Source organism: Flavobacterium limicola (assembly GCF_003634755.1).
Classification (GTDB): domain Bacteria; phylum Bacteroidota; class Bacteroidia; order Flavobacteriales; family Flavobacteriaceae; genus Flavobacterium; species Flavobacterium limicola.
Genome location: NZ_RBXA01000001.1, coordinates 447,281 through 467,084, shown reverse-complemented (window position 1 = coordinate 467,084; position 19,804 = coordinate 447,281). Strand labels below are relative to the sequence as shown.

Annotated in this window: 16 protein-coding genes; 7 read left to right on the top strand and 9 right to left on the bottom strand. The window is 35.4% G+C overall.

Features of this window, described 5'->3' with window-relative positions; all coding sequences use genetic code 11:
* Positions 1–204: 204 nt before the first annotated feature.
* Complete coding sequence (locus tag BC952_RS01995; protein ID WP_121364031.1) at positions 205–2,472, top strand: helix-turn-helix domain-containing protein; 2,268 nt, start codon at positions 205–207, stop codon at positions 2,470–2,472.
* A gap of 56 nt (positions 2,473–2,528) precedes the next feature.
* Here BC952_RS01995 and BC952_RS01990 read toward each other — a convergent pair whose 3' ends face one another.
* Complete coding sequence (locus BC952_RS01990) at positions 2,529–3,476, bottom strand: HU domain-containing protein (protein ID WP_121364030.1); 948 nt, start codon at positions 3,474–3,476, stop codon at positions 2,529–2,531.
* A gap of 199 nt (positions 3,477–3,675) precedes the next feature.
* Here BC952_RS01990 and dprA point away from each other — a divergent pair, with 199 nt between their 5' ends.
* Positions 3,676–4,776, top strand: a complete 1,101-nt coding sequence (gene dprA, locus BC952_RS01985) for a DNA-processing protein DprA (RefSeq protein WP_121364029.1) — start codon at positions 3,676–3,678, stop codon at positions 4,774–4,776.
* A gap of 88 nt (positions 4,777–4,864) precedes the next feature.
* On the opposite strand, the gene trpS is transcribed toward dprA, so the two are convergent.
* Positions 4,865–5,839 carry a tryptophan--tRNA ligase gene (trpS, locus tag BC952_RS01980; RefSeq protein ID WP_121364028.1) on the bottom strand — a complete coding sequence of 325 codons (975 nt, stop codon included), beginning with the start codon at positions 5,837–5,839 and terminating at the stop codon, positions 4,865–4,867.
* A gap of 258 nt (positions 5,840–6,097) precedes the next feature.
* Here trpS and BC952_RS01975 point away from each other — a divergent pair, with 258 nt between their 5' ends.
* Positions 6,098–6,859 carry a lysophospholipid acyltransferase family protein gene (locus BC952_RS01975; protein ID WP_121364027.1) on the top strand — a complete coding sequence of 254 codons (762 nt, stop codon included), beginning with the start codon at positions 6,098–6,100 and terminating at the stop codon, positions 6,857–6,859.
* On the opposite strand, the gene BC952_RS01970 is transcribed toward BC952_RS01975, so the two are convergent.
* From BC952_RS01970 to BC952_RS01940, 7 genes are all read right to left on the bottom strand, one after another.
* Positions 6,843–8,288 carry a hypothetical protein gene (locus tag BC952_RS01970; RefSeq protein ID WP_121364026.1) on the bottom strand — a complete coding sequence of 482 codons (1,446 nt, stop codon included), beginning with the start codon at positions 8,286–8,288 and terminating at the stop codon, positions 6,843–6,845. The genes BC952_RS01975 and BC952_RS01970 overlap by 17 nt on opposite strands.
* On the bottom strand, positions 8,285–8,827 hold the full coding sequence (locus BC952_RS01965; protein ID WP_121364910.1) for an RNA polymerase sigma factor: 543 nt from the start codon (positions 8,825–8,827) through the stop codon (positions 8,285–8,287). Before BC952_RS01965 ends, BC952_RS01970 begins: the two co-directional genes overlap by 4 nt.
* Positions 8,828–8,841: 14 nt before the next feature.
* Positions 8,842–9,258 carry a lipoprotein gene (locus BC952_RS01960; protein WP_121364025.1) on the bottom strand — a complete coding sequence of 139 codons (417 nt, stop codon included), beginning with the start codon at positions 9,256–9,258 and terminating at the stop codon, positions 8,842–8,844.
* A 144-nt stretch (positions 9,259–9,402) separates the two neighbouring features.
* Positions 9,403–10,410, bottom strand: coding sequence for a recombinase RecA (gene recA, locus BC952_RS01955; protein ID WP_035674074.1), 1,008 nt, complete (start codon positions 10,408–10,410; stop codon positions 9,403–9,405).
* A 201-nt stretch (positions 10,411–10,611) separates the two neighbouring features.
* Positions 10,612–11,121 (bottom strand): acyl-CoA thioesterase, encoded by a 510-nt coding sequence (locus BC952_RS01950; protein WP_091166489.1) that lies wholly within the window; start codon positions 11,119–11,121, stop codon positions 10,612–10,614.
* A 49-nt stretch (positions 11,122–11,170) separates the two neighbouring features.
* The gene (locus tag BC952_RS01945; RefSeq protein WP_113635803.1) at positions 11,171–11,554 is read right to left on the bottom strand and encodes a DoxX family membrane protein; all 384 of its coding nucleotides are present in this window, start codon (positions 11,552–11,554) and stop codon (positions 11,171–11,173) included.
* 4 nt (positions 11,555–11,558) lie between these two features.
* Positions 11,559–12,707 carry a DNA polymerase III subunit gene (locus BC952_RS01940; protein ID WP_121364024.1) on the bottom strand — a complete coding sequence of 383 codons (1,149 nt, stop codon included), beginning with the start codon at positions 12,705–12,707 and terminating at the stop codon, positions 11,559–11,561.
* Positions 12,708–13,065: 358 nt separating this feature from the next.
* Between BC952_RS01940 and BC952_RS01935 the strand changes: the two genes are divergently transcribed.
* The 4 genes from BC952_RS01935 to BC952_RS01920 all read left to right on the top strand — a co-directional run bounded on the left by BC952_RS01935 (position 13,066) and on the right by BC952_RS01920 (position 19,622).
* Complete coding sequence (locus BC952_RS01935; protein ID WP_121364023.1) at positions 13,066–13,509, top strand: hypothetical protein; 444 nt, start codon at positions 13,066–13,068, stop codon at positions 13,507–13,509.
* A 170-nt stretch (positions 13,510–13,679) separates the two neighbouring features.
* Positions 13,680–14,963, top strand: coding sequence for a hypothetical protein (locus tag BC952_RS01930; protein WP_121364022.1), 1,284 nt, complete (start codon positions 13,680–13,682; stop codon positions 14,961–14,963).
* A 56-nt stretch (positions 14,964–15,019) separates the two neighbouring features.
* Positions 15,020–16,468, top strand: coding sequence for a T9SS type B sorting domain-containing protein (locus BC952_RS01925; protein ID WP_121364021.1), 1,449 nt, complete (start codon positions 15,020–15,022; stop codon positions 16,466–16,468).
* Between the two features lies 1 nt (position 16,469).
* On the top strand, positions 16,470–19,622 hold the full coding sequence (locus tag BC952_RS01920) for a PorP/SprF family type IX secretion system membrane protein (protein ID WP_121364020.1): 3,153 nt from the start codon (positions 16,470–16,472) through the stop codon (positions 19,620–19,622).
* Positions 19,623–19,804: the final 182 nt, after the last annotated feature.

The following is a 19,804-nucleotide window of genomic DNA, read 5'->3' as shown; positions in this document are numbered from 1 at the left end:
TTTAGAAAGTGTTTTTTCTTACCCATAAAAGGAGCTTCTTTTAGTTGCTCTTTTCTGGCCAGAAAAAAAATCACTTTCTAAATTTCGAGGATTTCCGCTACTATCGGGGCTAAAAAATATTCGGATTATTAGCATAAAATGTTTACCAAAAAATAAAATAGTATTCCTAATTTTCAATACTTTAGCTTTATATATACACGCCTAATGCAAACCATTTCAGAAGCCGCCGCTTATACCTTAAGATTCATCAATCAAACGCATCGATCCGTTTTCCTTACTGGGAAAGCAGGAACGGGAAAAACCACCCTTTTACGGGAAATTATCCAAACCACGCACAAGAATACAGTGGTTGTGGCTCCAACAGGAATTGCCGCGCTAAATGCTGGCGGTGTTACCATTCATTCCATGTTTCAGTTGCCGTTTGGAGGATTTATTCCGGATAATTCATCGCCTCAATTTTCCGAAAGCACCAAATTTGAAACCAAAGCTACGTTGCGCAGGCATTTCAAAATGAGCGGTTTGAAGAAATCAGTGATTCGCAATATGGAGTTGTTAATTATTGATGAAGTGAGTATGCTTCGAGCAGATTTATTGGACGCTATGGATTATATGATGCAAACGGTACGCAAGAAAAGCACTGCTTTTGGTGGTGTCCAAGTCTTGTATATTGGAGATTTATTGCAGTTGCCACCGGTAATTCGGGACGAAGAATGGCGTACGCTGAAAACCTATTACAAAGGAAAGTTCTTTTTTCATTCGCACGTTGTGCAGCAACATCCGCCTTTATACATTGAATTATCTAAGATTTTTCGCCAGACCGATGATACGTTTATTTCGGTTTTGAATAACCTGCGTAACAACCAGATTTCGCAGCAAGACATTCAAACTTTAAACCAATACGTAAAACCCGATTTTGATTTAAAAACAAACAAAGGATACATCACATTAACCACGCACAACAATAAAGCCGATACGATGAATGCGCAGGCTTTGGAAGATCTGGAAGGAAAGTTGGTAGTTTACAAACCCGAAATAACAGGAGATTTTCCGGACAAGATATTCCCCGTGGAACAACAACTGCAGTTGAAAGTGGGCGCGCAAATTATGTTTGTAAAAAATGATTTGTCGTTTGATAAGCACTATTTCAATGGAAAAATGGGTGTTATCAAATCGCTTTCGAGTCAGGAAATTCTGGTTCATTTTGCCGAAGAAAACAAAACCATAGAAGTCGAAAAATACGAATGGCAAAACATTCGTTACAAAGTAGACGAAACCACCAAGGAAATTGAGGAGGAAGTTCTGGGAACTTTTGTGCATTATCCCATTAAATTAGCGTGGGCAATTACGGTTCATAAAAGCCAGGGATTGACATTTGACAAAGCTGCGCTTGATGTCTCGCAGGTTTTTCTTCCTGGGCAGGCTTATGTCGCATTGTCGCGTTTACGCTCGTTAGAAGGGCTTATTTTGCTTTCTCCGCTGCGCATGAACGGTATTTCAAACGATCAGGATGTGATGGATTATTCATTAAACAAAGCTTCGGATTCGTTTTTAGAGAATGCCTTGCATTTTGAAACCAAAAATTTCATCCATAACTATCTGATAAACACGTTCGATTGGAATGATTTGGCTCAGGAATGGCGCAATCATAAATTCAGTTATAACGAAAAATCAGAAATATCGGAGAAATCCAAACATGCGGTTTGGGCCAAAAAACAAACGGAAGTCATCGAACAGCTTTTGGATCCATCCAAAAAATTCATTTCACAATTGAATAAACTTTTTGGTCAGGAAACTGTCGATTTGAATCATGTTTCGGAACGTATTCAAGCGGCTTTCAGTTATTTCCTAAAACCAATGGACGATTTGGTTTTTGAAGTCCTTTGGAAAATTGAAGAAGTTAAGCGCATAAAAAAAGTAAAAGCATTTTATGATGAATTAATAGTACTGGAAGAGTTGCAAACCAAAGCCGTTTTGCGCTTAATGAAGGCCAAATTATTGATTGAAACAGTTGTTGCAGGAGAGACCATTTCGAAAGAGAAATTGACGTCTTCAGACATAAAAAATTACATTAGCAGTAAAACGGAAGCCATACAAAATCAGTTCAAGGAATTAAATATTACGCTGATTGAAGACGATAGGGACGTGGAACGTTATACTGCGAAGAAATCTAAAACAGCAGTGCCTAAAAAATCAACAGTTCAGGAAACCTACGAATTGTGGGTGGAAAAGAAATCAATTGAAGATATTGCTACAATCAGAGTGTTGACGAAACAAACGATTTACTCCCATTTTGTGAAGTTGATACAAACCAAAGCGGTATCTATTTCGGAAGTTTTACCGGAGGATAAAATGCAGGATTTAGCAACTGCTTTTGCCGGATATAAAGAAGAATCACTGAATACTATGATGGAAAAACACGGTCATAAATTCTCTTGGGAAGAAGCGAGAATGTATAAAGCGAGTTTGAATTAAAACAAGAAAGCGCTAAAACTAAAAAACCCTATTCGATAAGAATAGGGTTTTTGTTTTTATAGTGATTGAATTAATATCCAAGCTTCGGGATTGTGCTTTTCATTGATTTCTTTTTTTGCTTTTTCTGCTTCGGCAAAAGTGGCGTAACTGCCATATAAAACTGGAAAATAACCATTATTGTTCGGAGCGATACGTTTCGCATCATATCCTAAACGACTCAAAATTCGCAATGTTTTATTCGCATTTTTCTCTTCTCGGTACACGCCGGCCATAATGTGATAGGGCATTTTTATTTCCTTATCAGATTTTATGGATAGTGTAACAGCTGGAACTGGGCTTTCGATAAAGAAAGTGGCTTGCTGAATTTTATTTTGAACTTGTTTTTGAACGGCAGTTTCAACAAGAATCGTTTCTGAGGCGATTTGGTTTTGATACATTGGATAACCAACACTTCCTGCAAGTCCTAATCCTAACACAAAAATAGCAGCGTATTTTAAATACGGATTCGCTGTTCTAGTTTCTTCAGGAATTAATGTGATTGTTGCTTTTTCTTCAATCGCTTCCACTTCTTTTTCGAAGATTTCTCTTTTTACAAGTGGTGAAACAAAAGGAGCCAACCCAAAAGAACTGGTTAAATAATTCGTTTGATCGTAAGGCGTGAAAACAATGTTTTTATCTGCGTTCAAACGAAGATCACCTACATTTTTTATAGAAATAAGCTCGTTTTCTTCTAATGCTTTTTTCCAAGTAAAAACCTCATATTGAATTGCGCTTACGGCATATTCATAAGACGTTTTCTCTGCTAAAGCGATATGATTGGCTAATAAACCATCATTATTTTTCAAATTTGCATTGAAAGCAATCATTTTTTTGGGTGGAGAAAATGAATTTGTACTTTCGTTTAGTTTAGCCGATTGGATTTCGGTTAAAAAAGCTCCGAAACCGGGAACGGTAACACATTGATAACGGTATAAAAGCTGCGCGAGGTATAGTTCGATTTTCATACTTACAAAGTTATACAACCAAAATAGTTATCAAAATTTTATTCACAATTTTTATTAACAATCCGCATAAAAATTTATACATTTCACTCTCAAATAATTAGCATGAAATAGCCATGTTTAATCGTTATACAAACATAAATAAAGATTTTTTTAAACTGGCGTATTCCATATTCCAATAAAAAACAAGTATTATCTACATATGAAAGAGCAGGATTTATTTTATTTATTGGCATTGCAAAGAATAGAAGGAGTGGGCGACATAATAGCCAAAAAACTGCTTACTCATTTTGGAACTGCAGAAGCGGTTTTTAATACAAAGGCATCGCAACTTGCTGCTATTGATGGAGTAGGCTCTGTTTTGCTGAAAAATTTAAGAGACAAATCGGTTTTCGAAAAAGCAACTCAGGAACTGGAGTTTATAAAAACGAATGAAATCAATGCGGTTTATTTTCAGGACGAAGACTATCCGGAACGGTTGAAACATTGTATTGACGGACCACTTTTATTATTCACATCGGGTAATATCAATTTAAAAAACAGAAGAATAATCAGCATTGTAGGAACGCGCCAAATTACCTCGTACGGAACGGAATTTTGCCGAAAATTGATAGAAGATTTGGCTACGCTAGATCCTATAATTGTGAGTGGTTTTGCTTATGGTGTTGATATTGTTGCACACCAATTAGCGATGGAATATAATTTACAGACGATAGGAGTAGTAGCGCACGGTTTAAACCAAATTTACCCGAAAACCCATAAAAAATATGTATCGAAAGTCGAGCAAAACGGTGGTTTTATGACCGAGTTTTGGAGTTCCTCTAATCCTGATAAAGAAAATTTCGTAAAAAGAAACAGAATCGTAGCAGGAATGTCTGAAGCTACCATCGTAATTGAATCAGCAGACAGGGGAGGTTCATTGATTACGGCAAATATGGCGAATGATTACAACCGTGATGTTTTTGCAGTTCCGGGACGTGTTACGGATAAATACAGCCAAGGTTGCAACAACCTGATAAAAACCCAAAAAGCAAATGTCTTGACCAGTGCCGCAGATTTGATTTATATTTTAAATTGGGATATCCAGAAGGAATCCAAACCCGTACAGAAACAATTGTTTGTAAGCTTAGACGATGACGAGCAAAAAGTATATGATTACCTCCTTAAAACAGGTAAAGAACTGATGGATATTATTGCTTTACGCTGTGATTTTCCTATTTATAAAATCTCTGGAATGCTATTGAATATGGAATTGAAAGGCGTGATACGACCTCTGCCGGGGAAATTGTTTGAGGCGATTTGATTTTAAAATATAAGTCATGTAAGTTTTCGTGAAATAGTAATAAAACTATAAAAAAACTTACACGACTTATATGTTTTAAAAATGGATTTTACACCTCAAATCCTAGTTTTTCTCTCACTCTTGCCAGAACTCCATTGGCAACAGATGAAGCTTTTTCGGCTCCTTTTTTGAGTAAAGCATCAACTTCATTAAGATTATTGATGTAGTAATTGTATTTTTCTCTTTCGGTTTTGAAAGTCTCTGTAATCAATTCAAACAACGCTTGTTTTGCGTGGCCGTAGCCATAATTTCCACCAAGGTAATTGGCTTTCATCGCCGCGATTTGTTCTTCATTTGCCAGTAAAGAATAAATAGCAAAAGCATTGCACGTATCTGGATTTTTAGGATCTTCCAGCGGCGTGCTGTCGGTTTCAATACTCATCACTTGTTTGCGTAAGGACTTATCATCCAAAAATATATTGATTATATTATTGGCTGATTTACTCATTTTTCCACCGTTGGTTCCCGGAATCAACATGCTGTCTTCCTGAATTTTGGCTTCGGGAAGTACGAAAGTTTCTCCCATTTGGTGGTTGAAACGGGATGCTACATCGCGAGTGATTTCAACGTGTTGCAATTGGTCTTTTCCTACGGGAACCAATTCTGCGTCGTATAATAAAATATCGGCAGCCATTAGCATTGGATACGTAAACAAACCAGCGTTTACATCTTCCAGTCTATCAGCTTTGTCTTTGAAAGAATGCGCTAATGTCAAGCGTTGAAAAGGAAAAAAACAACTCAAATACCATGATAATTCCGCCGTTTGAGGCACATCTGACTGTCTGTAGAAAACAACTTTGTCCACATTCAAACCGCAGGCAAGCCAAGCTGCAGCGGTACTGTAGGTGTTGGTTCGTAAGGTTTCACCGTTTTTTATTTGAGTTATCGAATGCAAATCGGCAATGAAAAGAAAGGATTCGTTTTCAGGTTTATTTGATAATGCTATTGCGGGAATGATTGCGCCAAGTAAGTTTCCTAAATGCGGTGTTCCGGTACTTTGAACGCCTGTAAGTATTTTTGCCATTATTTCTTTTTTCTTAAGCGCAAAGTTCGCAAAGTTTTTTATTTTTTACCTCAAATTCGCAAATTATAAAATCAACTTACTTTAAATGGTGTTAGTAGTTTTTTTAACCATATAATTCATTTAAGTCTGTAAAACGTTGATGATTAAAAGAACGAGTTATAATTGACCAGTAACATAAAAACGTTGATGACATATAAGTTAAAAAACGCACGAATATTTTTTGAGCATCATAAGATCTGATTTCTTACTTTTGAACCTATGAGAGGATTGAAAATTATTTTTTGGGTATTGTGGCGCATTTGGTTTTATATTTTGATGACCATTCCCATATTGGTGATGTTTCCTTTTCTGGTATTATCTATTTTGACGGAAGGTGGCTATCATTATTTTTTTAAGATGGCTCGTATTTGGGCAAAATTTATTCTTTTTGGGATGGGATTTTATTATAAAATAGACAAAAGTCAAGAAATGGAATACCAAAAAAGTTATATGATTGTTGCCAATCATACTTCTATGGCCGATATTATGTTGATGCTTGCCCTGACCAGAAATCCGTTTGTTTTTGTAGGTAAAAAAGAACTTTCAAAAATTCCATTGTTTGGATTTTTCTATAAAAGAACCTGTATTTTGGTAGACAGAAGTTCTTCAAAAAGCAGAATGGAAGTCTTTAATCGGGCTCAAAAAAGAATCAATCAAGGATTGAGTATTTGTATTTTTCCAGAAGGCGGAGTTCCGGATGACGAATCGGTTTTGTTAGATACTTTCAAAGACGGTGCTTTTCGCTTGGCGATAGAACACGAGATTCCTATTGTTCCCATTACTTTTGCCGATAACAAAAAGAGATTCTCCTATACTTTTTTTAGCGGAAGCCCAGGAATTATGCGTGTAAAAATGCATTCACACGTAGAGACTTTAGGAAAAACCGGCGTTGACCGCAAAGAAATACGTGAAGAAGTGCGCGAAATAATATACAATCAACTGATAGCTTTCGATCCTGAACCAATTAAAAGCTATAACTAATACCAGAATACAAGCCGATAAATAGCGGTTTAAAGTTGCCCGAGTTGTTTGAAAATGTATTCAATTGATATTTAAGCATTGGTTCCACATTAATTTGGAATGATTTTATAATCTGGTACTTAAATCCTAAACCCACATTAGTACTGAAATGGACTTGATTCAGGTTTTTTGCCTCTCCTAATTTTACATTGGTTTCAGAGGAAACTAACGATATTTTATTCTGGCTGAGAAACAAAGTACTTATGCCTCCAATAACGTTGATTCCAAATTTTTTATCCAAAACAGCATAGGAAACTTCCAAAGGAACTTCGTAATAGCCCATTTTTTGATTGATAGCCCCCGTATTTGTTTTTTGCAAGTCTTTTTCAAAAATCAATAGGGTGTTAAGGCCAGCTTCATTTTTGATCTCAATTAATGCATTTGAAGAATAATTTATATTTTCCAGATTATTGTTAGCCAAACCGGTTGAGTAGAATACGTTATCCGTGTTGTATCCCAACGACAGCTTGTTAATTCCGCTTCGTAAGGCTACTTTTTTAGAAACAGCATAATTTACCCCAATACCAAAACTTAAGCTGTTATCGGCCGTTTTTTGATTTTCTGAAAATTGAGGGTCAATGGCAGAGCCGCCTGAATTCGAATTCAGATACACCGCCGCGATGTTTGGCGTAATTTGCCATCTGTTTTTTTGATTAAGAACTACAACTTCTTTTTCTTCTTCTTTTTTCTTTTTAAGGATTTCTTCTAATTCGTTGGGCGTTTCGGTATTACTCGATGACTGTTTTTTGGAATCTGTTACAGCAATTTTAGAGTTCACGTCTTCTTCTAAACCACTTTTTTTCAATGTTTTATTTTGAAAATCATCAAACGTTTTATCAGTTGTTATGCCATTTTTTTCTGTAGTGATGTACTCAGATTTTACAACATTGTTATCCGGAGAGGCTTGTTTTATCGCAGTATAATTTTCTTGTAAATTAACAAGAGCATTAGTTTGATTGTTCTTTTTCTCAGAATAGACTTTCGATTTATCAGCATGTATGAATTTTTTTTCATTTGTCTTCCCAGTTTTAAAAGTATTATTTAAAGCGACTTGAGGAACTTTTTTTAATTCTAAAAGATTGGTGTTGTTTTCTGTTTTAGGTGTCACAGAGTCCTTATTTTTAGAAGAATTTTTTAAAACATTTGGTTCTATAACGATGCTTTTATTTATTTCTATTTCCGTTTTAAAAATGGAATTCAATGCGAATATGCCCAAAAGAAAAGCCGCTGCAATTCCTGGAAATTTTATCCAGAAAGGAATTATTTTTCTTTTTTTCTTCTTTTCATCTAATGCAGTTTGGATGTTTTTCCAGACTTGCTCATTCGGATTCATTTCAAAATCCTTGAATTTTTCTTGAAAAAATCGGTCTATATTTTTTTTATCATTCATTTTGCAGACGACTTTATTTTAATTGTTGAATAAGCATCAATTTTGTCTTTTAAGATTGCTCTGGCTCTAGCAAGATTTGATTTTGTGGTTCCTGTAGAAATTTTCAGCATTTCAGAAACTTCTTTGTGGGAATAGCCATCAAGTACATAGAGACTGAATACTAACCGGTATTGATCCGGTAACTCGTGGATGATTTGCATTAAATAATCGATAGAAATATTCTCGACATCAATTTCAACTTCTTCATCAGGAATATTGTCATTTATAACCTCCATATAACGAACACCTTTGAATTTTTGAAGCGCATTATTAATTACGATTCTTTTTGCCCATCCTTCGAAAGAACCTTTAAAATTATACTGTTCAATTTTTCCGAAAATAATCAAAAACCCATCTTGTAAATTGTCCTCGGCATCTGCATAATTAGAAGAATACTTTAAACATACCCCATAGAATTTTTTCGCAAACAATTGATATAACTGTGCTTGTGCTTTGGAGTTGTTTTTTTTACATTGATTGATTATTTCATCTAATCCCACAGTATGATCAGGCATTAATTAGTGGTAACTGGAACTTCTACTTCCTCAAAAATATTTTTGCCATCGGCATCTTTTCCTTTATAAAATTTGAAAATATAGGAACCGGTATTGGTTACATAAAAATTAAAAGAAACCTCTGATGGTGCTGGGATTTGTTGTGTACAAATTTGGTTAGTATTCACTCCCGTTTGAATTCCTATGGTTCTTACATTTAAATTTTTATCATAATATATCCCTTGGAAAAAATGACATTCGGAAGGTCTTGTATACTTTAATTTTATCTCATAGGTGTTTCCCAAAATAAATTTTTCTGGTAAGGTGTAGCTATCTACAGGCTGCACTTCAAAGCTATAAGATTCTTGATTATCATTATCAATTGTACATCCAGTGAGGGTTGTAACGAACAGAATAAAAAGGACGAATTTTTTCATTTCTTAATTTTTTAAATTTATAGAATTCAGCTTCTTCATGGAATTTTAAGCTATTTTCTAAAAGATAAAAATTTCAACAAAAGGTTGCGTTATAAAGAAAAAAAAACCCGTCTCGTTTTTTAGGTTCGAGACGGGCTTTAGTATTTATGCTTCTGCTAGTTCTTTTATTCTAGCTTTTATTTTTTCTTCAAGTTCATCTGCTAATTCCGGATTGTCTTTGATTAAAGACTTAACAGCATCACGACCTTGTCCTAGTTTGGTTTCACCGTAACTGAACCAAGATCCCGCTTTTTTGATGATTTCAAATTCAACGGCAAGATCTAGAATCTCTCCTGTTTTTGAAATTCCTTCACCATACATTATGTCAAATTCAGCGATTTTAAATGGTGGAGCCACTTTGTTTTTCACCACTTTTACTTTGGTTCTGTTTCCAAGTACGTTATCACCATCTTTAATTTGTGTAGAACGACGTATATCTAAACGAACCGAAGCGTAAAACTTTAATGCGTTTCCACCCGTTGTAGTTTCTGGATTTCCAAACATCACTCCAATTTTCTCTCTCAATTGATTGATAAAGAAAACCGTACAATGTGTTTTGCTGATCGTCCCTGTCAATTTACGCAATGCTTGAGACATCAAACGAGCGTGTAATCCCATTTTAGAATCTCCCATTTCGCCTTCAATTTCACTTTTTGGCGTCAAGGCAGCAACCGAGTCAATTACAACAATGTCAATTGCTCCAGAACGAATCAAGTTTTCAGCAATCTCTAACGCTTGTTCTCCATTGTCCGGTTGTGATATGATTAAGTTTTCGATATCTACGCCCAATTTCTCAGCATAATTTCTATCGAAAGCGTGTTCTGCATCAATAAAAGCGGCAATTCCACCTGCTTTTTGCGCTTCAGCAATAGCGTGGAGCGTCAAAGTGGTTTTTCCAGACGATTCCGGACCATATATTTCAATAATTCTACCTCTTGGATATCCGCCAACTCCTAATGCCAAATCGATTCCTAAAGACCCTGAAGAAATGGTTTCTACTTCCTCAATGGCTTTGTCACCCATTTTCATTACTGTCCCTTTTCCGTAGGTTTTGTCTAATTTGTCAAGCGTAAGTTGCAGCGCTTTTAATTTTGATTCTTTCTCTGTACTCATCTTCTCTTTTACCTTTTCTTTCATCTATTTGTATTATTTTATAACGGTAAGAAACTGACAGGATGACTAATTATCCTATAAATTTCATTTGTAAACTGAACATTTGTTTTGTAAAAATACTTCTTTTTTTAATTAAAAATTTCTCTTTCAAGAATATTTTAAATCTATTTTGAATAAAAAATTATAAGTCAATTATGGGTATTAAGTGAACAATGCTTTTAATTCGGTTGCGTCATGCGGATTCATTTTACCAGCCAAAACTAAACTCAGTTGTTTGCGTCGTAATGCGGCTTCAAAACGTTGTTTTTCCAGTTCGGTTTCCGGAACAATTTGGGGTACTTCAACTGGTCTACCCGTATCGTCAACCGCCACAAAAGTATAAATGGCTTCATTGGCTTTGGTTTTGTTGCCAGATTCTCTGTCTTCGACCCATATGTCAATGTATATTTCCATCGAACTTTTGAATGAGCGAGAAACTTTAGCTTCCACAGTAACAACACTTCCCAGCGGAATGGCTCTGTTGAAAGCAACATGATTGACGGAAGCCGTAACTACAATTCTACGGGAATGTCTTCGTGCTGCGATACTTGCTGCGCGATCCATACGGGCTAATAATTCGCCACCAAAAAGATTGTTCAAAGGATTGGTCTCGCTTGGCAAAACCAAATCGGTTAATATCGTCAGGGATTCTGAAGGGTGTTTTGGTGTCATTTTTTTATGTAAAAAGGAATTGTTGTTCAAAATTAATAAGTTGTAAAGTCTAGTTTAACCAATAAACGGCCAATATTGCAGGGATAAAATAGATGACAATTGTTCTGGCGCCATCATAATCTTTGGCCAATCGTTGTCCGAAAAGCAACATCAACAACGTGATGCAGGAGAAAACGGCTCCGTAAAAACCGAAGATTCTACCATTATTCACGAATAATTCTATGCAACCGACCACACATAAAATACCAGAGATTAACTCTAAAATTAAAATGTTCAGTAATGCTAACGGCACTTGATTTTTTAACGGTGTTTTAGCGAAATGGCCTTTCAACCAGTCCACATTGTCTTTCCAATAAAACAGTTTGTCGTAACCGGACTGAAGAAAAGTGATTGCCAGGAAAATTAAAATTAAAATTGAAGTAATGTTGTTCATGTTTTTATTTTTTGTGGATTAATCGGGTTAGTTTTATGGATAAATCGGTGAGAATAATTTTGGCGTTTCCGTTGCGTTCTATATGATACATGGCTTCAGAAAGTTCTTTGAAAATATCATTGATGTTGTTTCCATTTACGAAAGGGGCAAAATTTTCCAATTTAAATTTTTCTACTTGCGGTTCCATGTAAACTAATCTTGGTGTTTGGTAATTCAGCAGCAATGCCTGACGGAACATGTCGATACAAAAATGTAAAAATTTCTTCTGAGTTTCTCTTCCTAAACCGGCAATTTGCTCGCTCCATTGAATCAAATCCTGAATGGCTGCTGCGTTTCCTTTAGCTCTAAAAGCAGCCCGAACCCAATCGACAAACCACTTTTCAAAAAAAACGGATTCGCTGTCCGGTTGCAGTAATTGTAATGCTTTATTGAAATTTCCTTGCGCCTGATGCGCTATTTTTATTGCAGTTTTAGGTTCTATATTTTCTTTTGAAACTAAAGCTTCTGCGATTATTTTTTCGCTTAATCCATTAAAATGCAACACTTGGCATCGGGAACGAATGGTTTGAATGATATCTTCTTCATTTTCTGAAATCAGAATGAAAACAGTTTTGTCTGTAGGCTCTTCCAGTAATTTCAGCAGTTTGTTGGAAGCGGCGATATTCAATTTATCGGCCATCCAAATAATCATCACTTTGTATCCGCCTTCGTAGGATTTTAAAGCCAGCGATTTCAAGATTTCCTGCGCATCGTCAACCCTGATTTCGCCTTGTTTGTTTTTAACACCCAGCATTTGGTACCAATCAAACAAACTTCCGTACGGGTTTAGCTCTAAAAACTGACTCCATTCCGTAATAAAATCGATGCTTTTAGGTTTGGTTTTTACATCTTCGGTACTGACCGTTGGGTAAATAAAATGCAAATCCGGATGCGAGGTTTTCTGGAATTTCAGGTTGCAGGCTTCATTGGATCCGGAATTCTCTCCGTTTTGATTGCTACAAATGATGTATTGTGCATAAGCAATCGCCATGGGTAAAGTGCCGCTACCTTCAGGACCAACAAACAGTTGTGCATGTGGAATTCTTCCCAAATCAGCACTTTTTGTCAAATGACTTTTGATGTGTTCTTGTCCTAAAATTTCTGAAAATTGCATAAAGCAAAGATAGCAGAAAATGGTTTAGTCTAAAATTTTAGGATGCAAAGTTTATATTCAACTGAATTTGATAGAAATAATAAGTAGTCGTCTAGAGTTTACGGTTTTTTGTTTCGGTTTTTTTCTAAGAACAAAAATGCCTTAACCCTACTATTTGTCCTGTTAAAGGAATTCATCTTTGGTATAAATAATAAATATTCAAAGCGTTTTTTTCTTAATTTCTTAATGTTAGTAGTTGTTGTGGATAAATTTTTATGTTTTTTTTATAATGCTTTTAGTTTAAAAATAGTATTGAAAAGTTGTAAATTCAAAATATTTGTATATTTTTGAGTTTTATTAATAATTTTATAATAAAGCTATGAAAAGAAAAATTATTTTCTTCAGTCTGTTTTTTTTGTTAGTAGCGGGAACTGTATCTGCTCAAAACAAAAACTTACCTAAAAGTATCATTAGTACTACCGCATCTATCAGGCAGTATTATGATCAAAAAGAATTGACATCAATGGGAAAAGGGGAGTTGCTTGAGTTGTATATAGAGCGTATCAAGGTTTTAGTTAAAATTTTGCCTTATGTTGCACTTGCTACAAAACCTGGAGTAACTATGGCTGATTTAGGTATTCCGGATGATTCCGATCATAGAAAATCGCTAGATTTACAATCTGAAAGTACAACAAGTTTTCTTAATACGACAGTAGATTTTCAAAGGAAAATGATGCCTTATTCAGATAAAAATAACTTAATAGCTTCAATTTTATTTTATCAAAATACATTGAAAGAACTTCATGTATTTAATGAACTTTAATTTTTTTGTTTGTAAAAAGCTTGATTTCTTCAATGTTTAGTTCTAAGGGAACAAATTTTAAAATCATGTAGATTTGAATCTACATGATTTTAAAATTAAAACCCATTTAGTTTTTTAATCCTAATTTGGTTACACAGCAATGTGTTACGAATTATTTATAACTTATTTCAATGAAAAACATAACCCAAATTATATGGATTGTTCTTTTAATAGTTTGTGATGTTAATGCACAACAAGAAAAAGGCATAATTGGTTCAAGTAACTGGCTAAATAACTGGACAGAATTCAAACCTAATATTGTTGATTATGGCGAAGCCAATCAAATATTAGCCGGAAGCATTTCAGTAAACACAAAGTTATTGAAAAGAAATATCTACGTTCTCCAAGGAGATGTTTATGTTACTAATAATGCTATTTTAACAATTGAACCCGGAACAAAAATAATAGGTGATTTTCAATCTAAAGGCGCACTTATTATTACAAAAGGAGCTTCATTGATTGCAGATGGTTTAGAAACGGATCCAATCGTTTTTACTTCAAATGCCAGTACAAAAAAAGCTGGAGATTGGGGTGGAATTATTATTTTAGGCGACGCTCCAATAAATAAATTTGGAAATTACTCTTCATTAAATTTAGAACTAGACCCTAATTTTAATACTTATGGGGGAACTAATTCTGTTAGTTCTTCGGGTATTATAAGATATGTTCGAATAGAATTTGCCGGTAAAAAAATTAAAGGAAATAATAATTTTAGTGGATTGTTATTAGCTGGTTTAGGATCTAAAACGATTGTAGAAAACGTTATGGTCAGTTATTGTGGAGGAAATTCTTTTGATATTTTTGGTGGAGAACTTAATTTAAATAAAATGGTTTCTCTTCGATCTAAAAAAGATGATTTTAAGTTTACTCAAGGTACTCAATGCCGAATTGATAATTCATTAGCTATTAGATCATCCTATGTTTCAAGTGATTCTGATTCCAGATGTGTAGAGGTTTTGGGTTATGAAAGAAAAGAAGAGACTGATTTTTCAAAAAAGTTAACAGTCGTTACCGCTACTAATTTAACGATGGTAAATGACAGTGAAAATTTAAGAGCGGATATACAAGCTGGTTTAATAAAATCAGCAGTATATATCGGAGAGAATGCATCACTTTTATTCAAGAGAAGTGTGATTTCAGGATTTAATCCAGCCGTTTTATTAGACAGTAATATTGAAATTAATGATAAGAATTTGAAGAAAATGCAATTTGAAGCAATGTATTTCAATAATTGTAACGGAAATATTTTTACAGAAAACAACACTAATAACGAAGATTTAGAAAGTTGGTATGGTCAAAGTGTGTTTTTTAATGTGTATTCAAAAGGAAATAACTCAGAGACATTTATAGATTTTTCAAACGATAAAAAACCAGATTACCGATTACAATTATCAAAAATTACAGCCTCTAAATAGAAATTACATGTACAAATGCTGCAATTTAATAGCTGAAAACAGACTAAAAATTAATTATGAAATGTAGCCCCACTACCATTTTTAATAAATATATTGTTGTTTTTTTATTGCTGGTTTTACCAGCAATTACTTGTTTATATGCACAAGTAGCTATTAATAAACCATCCCTTGGTTTTACGCAAGTATGTGCTAATCCTGGCTTTAATGCATTTGAAGTTAGCTTTTCTTTTAGTGGTGTTTTAGATCCGTCGAATCAGTTTATTTTAGAACTTTCGGATGCTGCAGGTAATTTTGCTACACCAGTTACTCTTAGTGCCACTGAAAAACCATTAACAGCGACACCTACTTCAAGGACTTTGATTTTTTCAGTTCCTACCAGCACTAGCGGAGAGAATTATAAAGTAAGAGTTAAGAGTACTTCACCTGCATCGGTTAGTCCCTTTTCAAATGTTTTTGCGGCGTATTATAAAATTCAAGATTCACAATTTTCTATTAATAATTTTAATGCCACAGCTACTTACTGTACAGGTGGTTCGTATTTATTAACGATAGACAATCCTGGAACAGGGACAAATGATTCTCCTTTGAAATATCCTTCACTTACCTATAAATGGTTTAAAGAGCCAAGCTTAGTTCCTATAGCTACTACAGCAAGTTTAACGGTGAACCAGCCAGGCCGCTATTATGTAGAGACTAATTATGGTACTTGTACGTCAGATTCTTATTCAAACAGAGTAACTGTAGGAGAAGCATCAGGTGTGTCTGCTACAATAACTTCTAGCAAAGGCAACCCTTTTTGCCCTGCGGATGGAGCCACAACACTTAGCACACAAGCTGGTAACTCGTATCAGTGGTTCAATAATGACGTAGCAATTTCAGGGGCGACAGGTCAACAATATCAAACTAGTATAGCAGGAAAATATTCTGTAAAAGTTGATTTTGGGGGTTGTGCTTCGACTGCTTCCATAAACTTACAAGATGTACCCTTTACTAGTTCTTTAAATGTATCGAGTACAACAATAATTAATGAAGGAGAAACTAAAACTATCATTGCGACAACAGATGCTGATAATCCTACGTTTGAATGGTACTTTAATAACACCTTAATTGCAGCAGCAGTTTCAAATACCTTAGATGTTACAGCGGAAGGAACTTATTCTCTTACGATTACACAAACCACCGGATGCATATCCCAAAAAGAGTTGCCTTTTGTAATCAACTTTCCTTTTGTTGATCCAAACGTTACTAAGATTCCAAATCTTATCAGTCCTAACAATGATGGAATCAATGATACCTGGATATTACCACAAGAATATGTAAGTGGGACAAATACGGAAATACTTTTATTAAATTCAAGAGGCGAAATAGCCTTACAAACCAATAATTATCAGAATAATTGGCCGGAGAATGCACTAGATTTTAAATCAGTTAATCCAATTTATTATTACATAATTACAACGCAAGATAATAAAGTTAAAAAAGGTTCTATAACGGTAGTCAAGTAACATGAAAAATATTTTTTTAAGCGTTGTGTTTTTTTTCTGTTTGCTACAAGTACTCCATTCGCAAGAAGGTGGAGTGGCTTCGTTTAATATTCCCGTTAGGAATTCTCTTAAGTTCAACAAATTTATCATAAATCCAGCTTTTAGTTTTGCCAGAGAACAAAATTCTTATATCAGTATTTTCAACAAACGCGAATGGGTACAATTTGAAGATGCCCCACAAACGTATTTAATCAGCTATTCCGGTCGATTTAGAGAAAATCAAGGTATTTCAATTGGGCTATTCCAACAAAATTATGGTGTGTTGACTACATTTGGAGGAATAGCAAATTTTGCCCAAAATGTTTATTTGGGCCAAGACAGTAACTTGACCTTTGGGGTTAATTTAGGTTTTTATAAAAGTGGAATTAATACTGGAAAGGTGGTAACAAACTATCCCGATCCTTCTTTAGAAACAATACCTTCAAATTCTTTGATCACATTAAGTCCGGGCATCAATTATGGGACTGCTTTTTTTGATTTTGGTTTAGCCGTTAAGAATGCCGTATTGTATAATCTACAAAGTTCTGAAATGGTACAAGATGATCTAGAACGAAGCATTCAAGCCCATATAATGTATACTGGTTTTATAGACAGCTACGGTTTTTTTGACAAAAGTAAATTTTCTGGACTAGTAAGAGCCGAAAGTAAAAAAGAGCAGACTATTGTTTCCGGATTGATGATGTTCAGCATTCCAAAAGGGATATGGGCACAAGCTGGGTATAACAGTTTTCATGGCGTTTCCGCAGGAATAGGACTCAATCTAACTTCCAGAATAGCGCTAGAATATAATTATGAAAAAGCATTAGGGAGTTTTACACAGTTTGGACCCTCCCATGAAATTGTCTTGGCTTATAAATTTAAAGGAAGTTATAGCGATGATGACGAAGAAGAAGGTGCTATTATACCAGCTTTAGAATCTCGAAAAGTCGCGACTTCAAAACCAGTTGTTCAAGCCAAAGTTAAATCAGATGCTGAAATTCAAAAAGAAAATGAACTCAATGCAGCTAAAGCAAAAGTACTTGCCGATGCAAAGGCTACTTCCGATGCCATTGCACAAACCAGATTAGAGAGTGCAGCTAGGGCAAAAGCCTTGTTAGAAACGAATCGATTAAAAAGAGAGAAAATCGCCGCCGATGCTGCCGCTAAAGCAAAAGCTATTGCTGATGCAAAAATAACTACAGTCGCAAAACCAATTGTGCCAAAAACACAACCAGTGGTCATAACGGATGCTAAAGCCAAAGCTGACGCCAAAGCAAAACTAGAGGCACAAGCTGCTAAATTAGCCGCTGACGCTAAAGCCAAAGCAGACGCCGATGCGAGAGCGAAATTAGCTTCCGATGCCAAAGTAAAATTAGATGCAGAAGCTGCTAAATTGGCCGCTGACGCTAAAGCCAAAGCTGACTCCGATGCCAGAGCAAAATTAGCTTCCGATGCTAAGGCGAAACTAGATGCAGAAACTGCTAAATTGGCCGCTGACGCTAAAGCCAAAGCTGAGGCCGATGCGAAATTAGCTGCCGATGCCAAAGCAAAACTTGATGCAGAAACTGCTAAATTGGCCGCTGACGCTAAAACCAAAGCTGAGGCCGATGCTAAATTAGCTGCCGATGCCAAAGCAAAATTAGATATAGAATCTGCTAAATTGGCCGCTGACGCTAAAGCCAAAGCAGACGCCGATGCCAGAGCGAAACTAGATGCAGAAGCTGCTAAATTGGCCGCTGATGCTAAAGCCAAAGCAGACGCCGATGCCAGAGCGAAATTAGCTGCCGATGCTAAAGCGAAACTAGATGCAGAAGCTGCTAAACTTGCCGCTGATGCTAAAGCGAAACTAGATGCAGAAGCTGCTAAATTGGCCGCTGACGCTAAAGCCAAAGCTGACGCCGATGCCAGAGCGAAATTAGCTGCCGATGCTAAAGCAAAACTAGATGCAGAAGCTGCTAAATTGGCCGCTGACGCTAAAGCTAAAGCTGACGCTGATGCCAGAGCGAAATTAGCTGCCGATGCTAAAGCAAAACTAGATGCAGAAACTGCTAAATTGGCCGCTGATGCCAAAGCTGACGCCGATGCGAAATTAGCTGCCGATGCCAAAGCAAAACTTGATGCAGAAACTGCTAAATTGGCCGCTGAAGCTAAAGTGAAAGCTAATGCCGATGCTAAAGCAAAACTAGATGCAGAAGCTGCTAAATTGGCCGCTGACGCTAAAGCCAAAGCTGACGCCGATGCCAGAGCGAAAGCCAATGCAAAACCGAAGGATGAGAATGCAAAAACGATGGATAATATAGCTGAAACATTAGATAACGCCAGAAAAGCACAGCTACAGTTATTGAATCAGTTGAATGAAAAAGTGAATCAAAAAGAAAAAGAACTGAAAGACTTAAAAACAGAGAATGATTTAAGTGATAAAGGAATTGCTAGTGCTCCAAAAGAATTCAAGAGTGTTTCCGCAGAAAATAGCGCCTTGGAGTCTTTAAAATCAGAAATAGATCAGGTTAACAAAAGCCAAAATCAGCTGCTAAGCACTTTTAAAAATTTATACGAAGAGCGTATTAAAAAAGTACCAAACAAAAATGATGCACTTACGCAAAGCTATTTGAAAACGATAGACTTGTTGAAAGGGGAACAATTAAAAGCGGAACAATCCAATACTAATTTAATTACTTCATTAGAGAAAATTAAAATAGAAACGGAAATAGAGAAAAAACGTAGGATAAAAAAGGCTAATTTTGAAAATGAGGATAGCAGGTATCAGAAAGATCAAGAGACGTTGAAACGTATTAAAGCAACAACAACACTTAGCGCAACAAAGCTCAAACCGGAAGATTTTGATTATGGTAATGAGCAATCGAATATGCAAATTATTAAGAATATTAAAAACGTGGAAACAGGTTATTATTTAGTGCTTGCAGTGCATGCTGATGTTGCCAAAAGAGATTCTTTTGTTACTAAAACGATAGCAGCGGGAGAGTCAAAAATTAATTTTTTCTATGATGTTAAATCAACGAATTATTTCATTTATTCTGAGAAATTTGATAATCTGCAAGAAGCAACAAGAACGCTGGAATCTAGAGGCAATAAACCCTATAACGGAAAAATGGTGATGGTGCGCGTAGAGAATTAAGAACAAAATAGTGCGTCTGAAAATTGAATATAGTAGACAGAAACAATAACAAAAAATGCAATAGGTTATCATAAATTTTGAATTGGGATGATCCTATTCTAAACTTGTTTTAGAATAGTATTTCCCGTTAAAGATGCCATCGACTATTCCTAATTTAATAGGGAATAAGGAATTAATTTTTT

Bases quoted from the DNA above. Each gene is read 5' to 3' on its own strand.
- BC952_RS01995 (WP_121364031.1), top strand. From the start codon at position 205: ATGCAAACCATTTCAGAAGCCGCCGCTTATACCTTAAGATTCATCAAT.
- BC952_RS01990 (WP_121364030.1), bottom strand. From the start codon at position 3,476: ATGAAAATCGAACTATACCTCGCGCAGCTTTTATACCGTTATCAATGT.
- dprA (WP_121364029.1), top strand. From the start codon at position 3,676: ATGAAAGAGCAGGATTTATTTTATTTATTGGCATTGCAAAGAATAGAA.
- trpS (WP_121364028.1), bottom strand. From the start codon at position 5,839: ATGGCAAAAATACTTACAGGCGTTCAAAGTACCGGAACACCGCATTTA.
- BC952_RS01975 (WP_121364027.1), top strand. From the start codon at position 6,098: ATGAGAGGATTGAAAATTATTTTTTGGGTATTGTGGCGCATTTGGTTT.
- BC952_RS01970 (WP_121364026.1), bottom strand. From the start codon at position 8,288: ATGAATGATAAAAAAAATATAGACCGATTTTTTCAAGAAAAATTCAAG.
- BC952_RS01960 (WP_121364025.1), bottom strand. From the start codon at position 9,258: ATGAAAAAATTCGTCCTTTTTATTCTGTTCGTTACAACCCTCACTGGA.
- recA (WP_035674074.1), bottom strand. From the start codon at position 10,410: ATGAGTACAGAGAAAGAATCAAAATTAAAAGCGCTGCAACTTACGCTT.
- BC952_RS01950 (WP_091166489.1), bottom strand. From the start codon at position 11,121: ATGACACCAAAACACCCTTCAGAATCCCTGACGATATTAACCGATTTG.
- BC952_RS01945 (WP_113635803.1), bottom strand. From the start codon at position 11,554: ATGAACAACATTACTTCAATTTTAATTTTAATTTTCCTGGCAATCACT.
- BC952_RS01940 (WP_121364024.1), bottom strand. From the start codon at position 12,707: ATGCAATTTTCAGAAATTTTAGGACAAGAACACATCAAAAGTCATTTG.
- BC952_RS01935 (WP_121364023.1), top strand. From the start codon at position 13,066: ATGAAAAGAAAAATTATTTTCTTCAGTCTGTTTTTTTTGTTAGTAGCG.
- BC952_RS01930 (WP_121364022.1), top strand. From the start codon at position 13,680: ATGAAAAACATAACCCAAATTATATGGATTGTTCTTTTAATAGTTTGT.
- BC952_RS01925 (WP_121364021.1), top strand. From the start codon at position 15,020: ATGAAATGTAGCCCCACTACCATTTTTAATAAATATATTGTTGTTTTT.
- BC952_RS01920 (WP_121364020.1), top strand. From the start codon at position 16,470: ATGAAAAATATTTTTTTAAGCGTTGTGTTTTTTTTCTGTTTGCTACAA.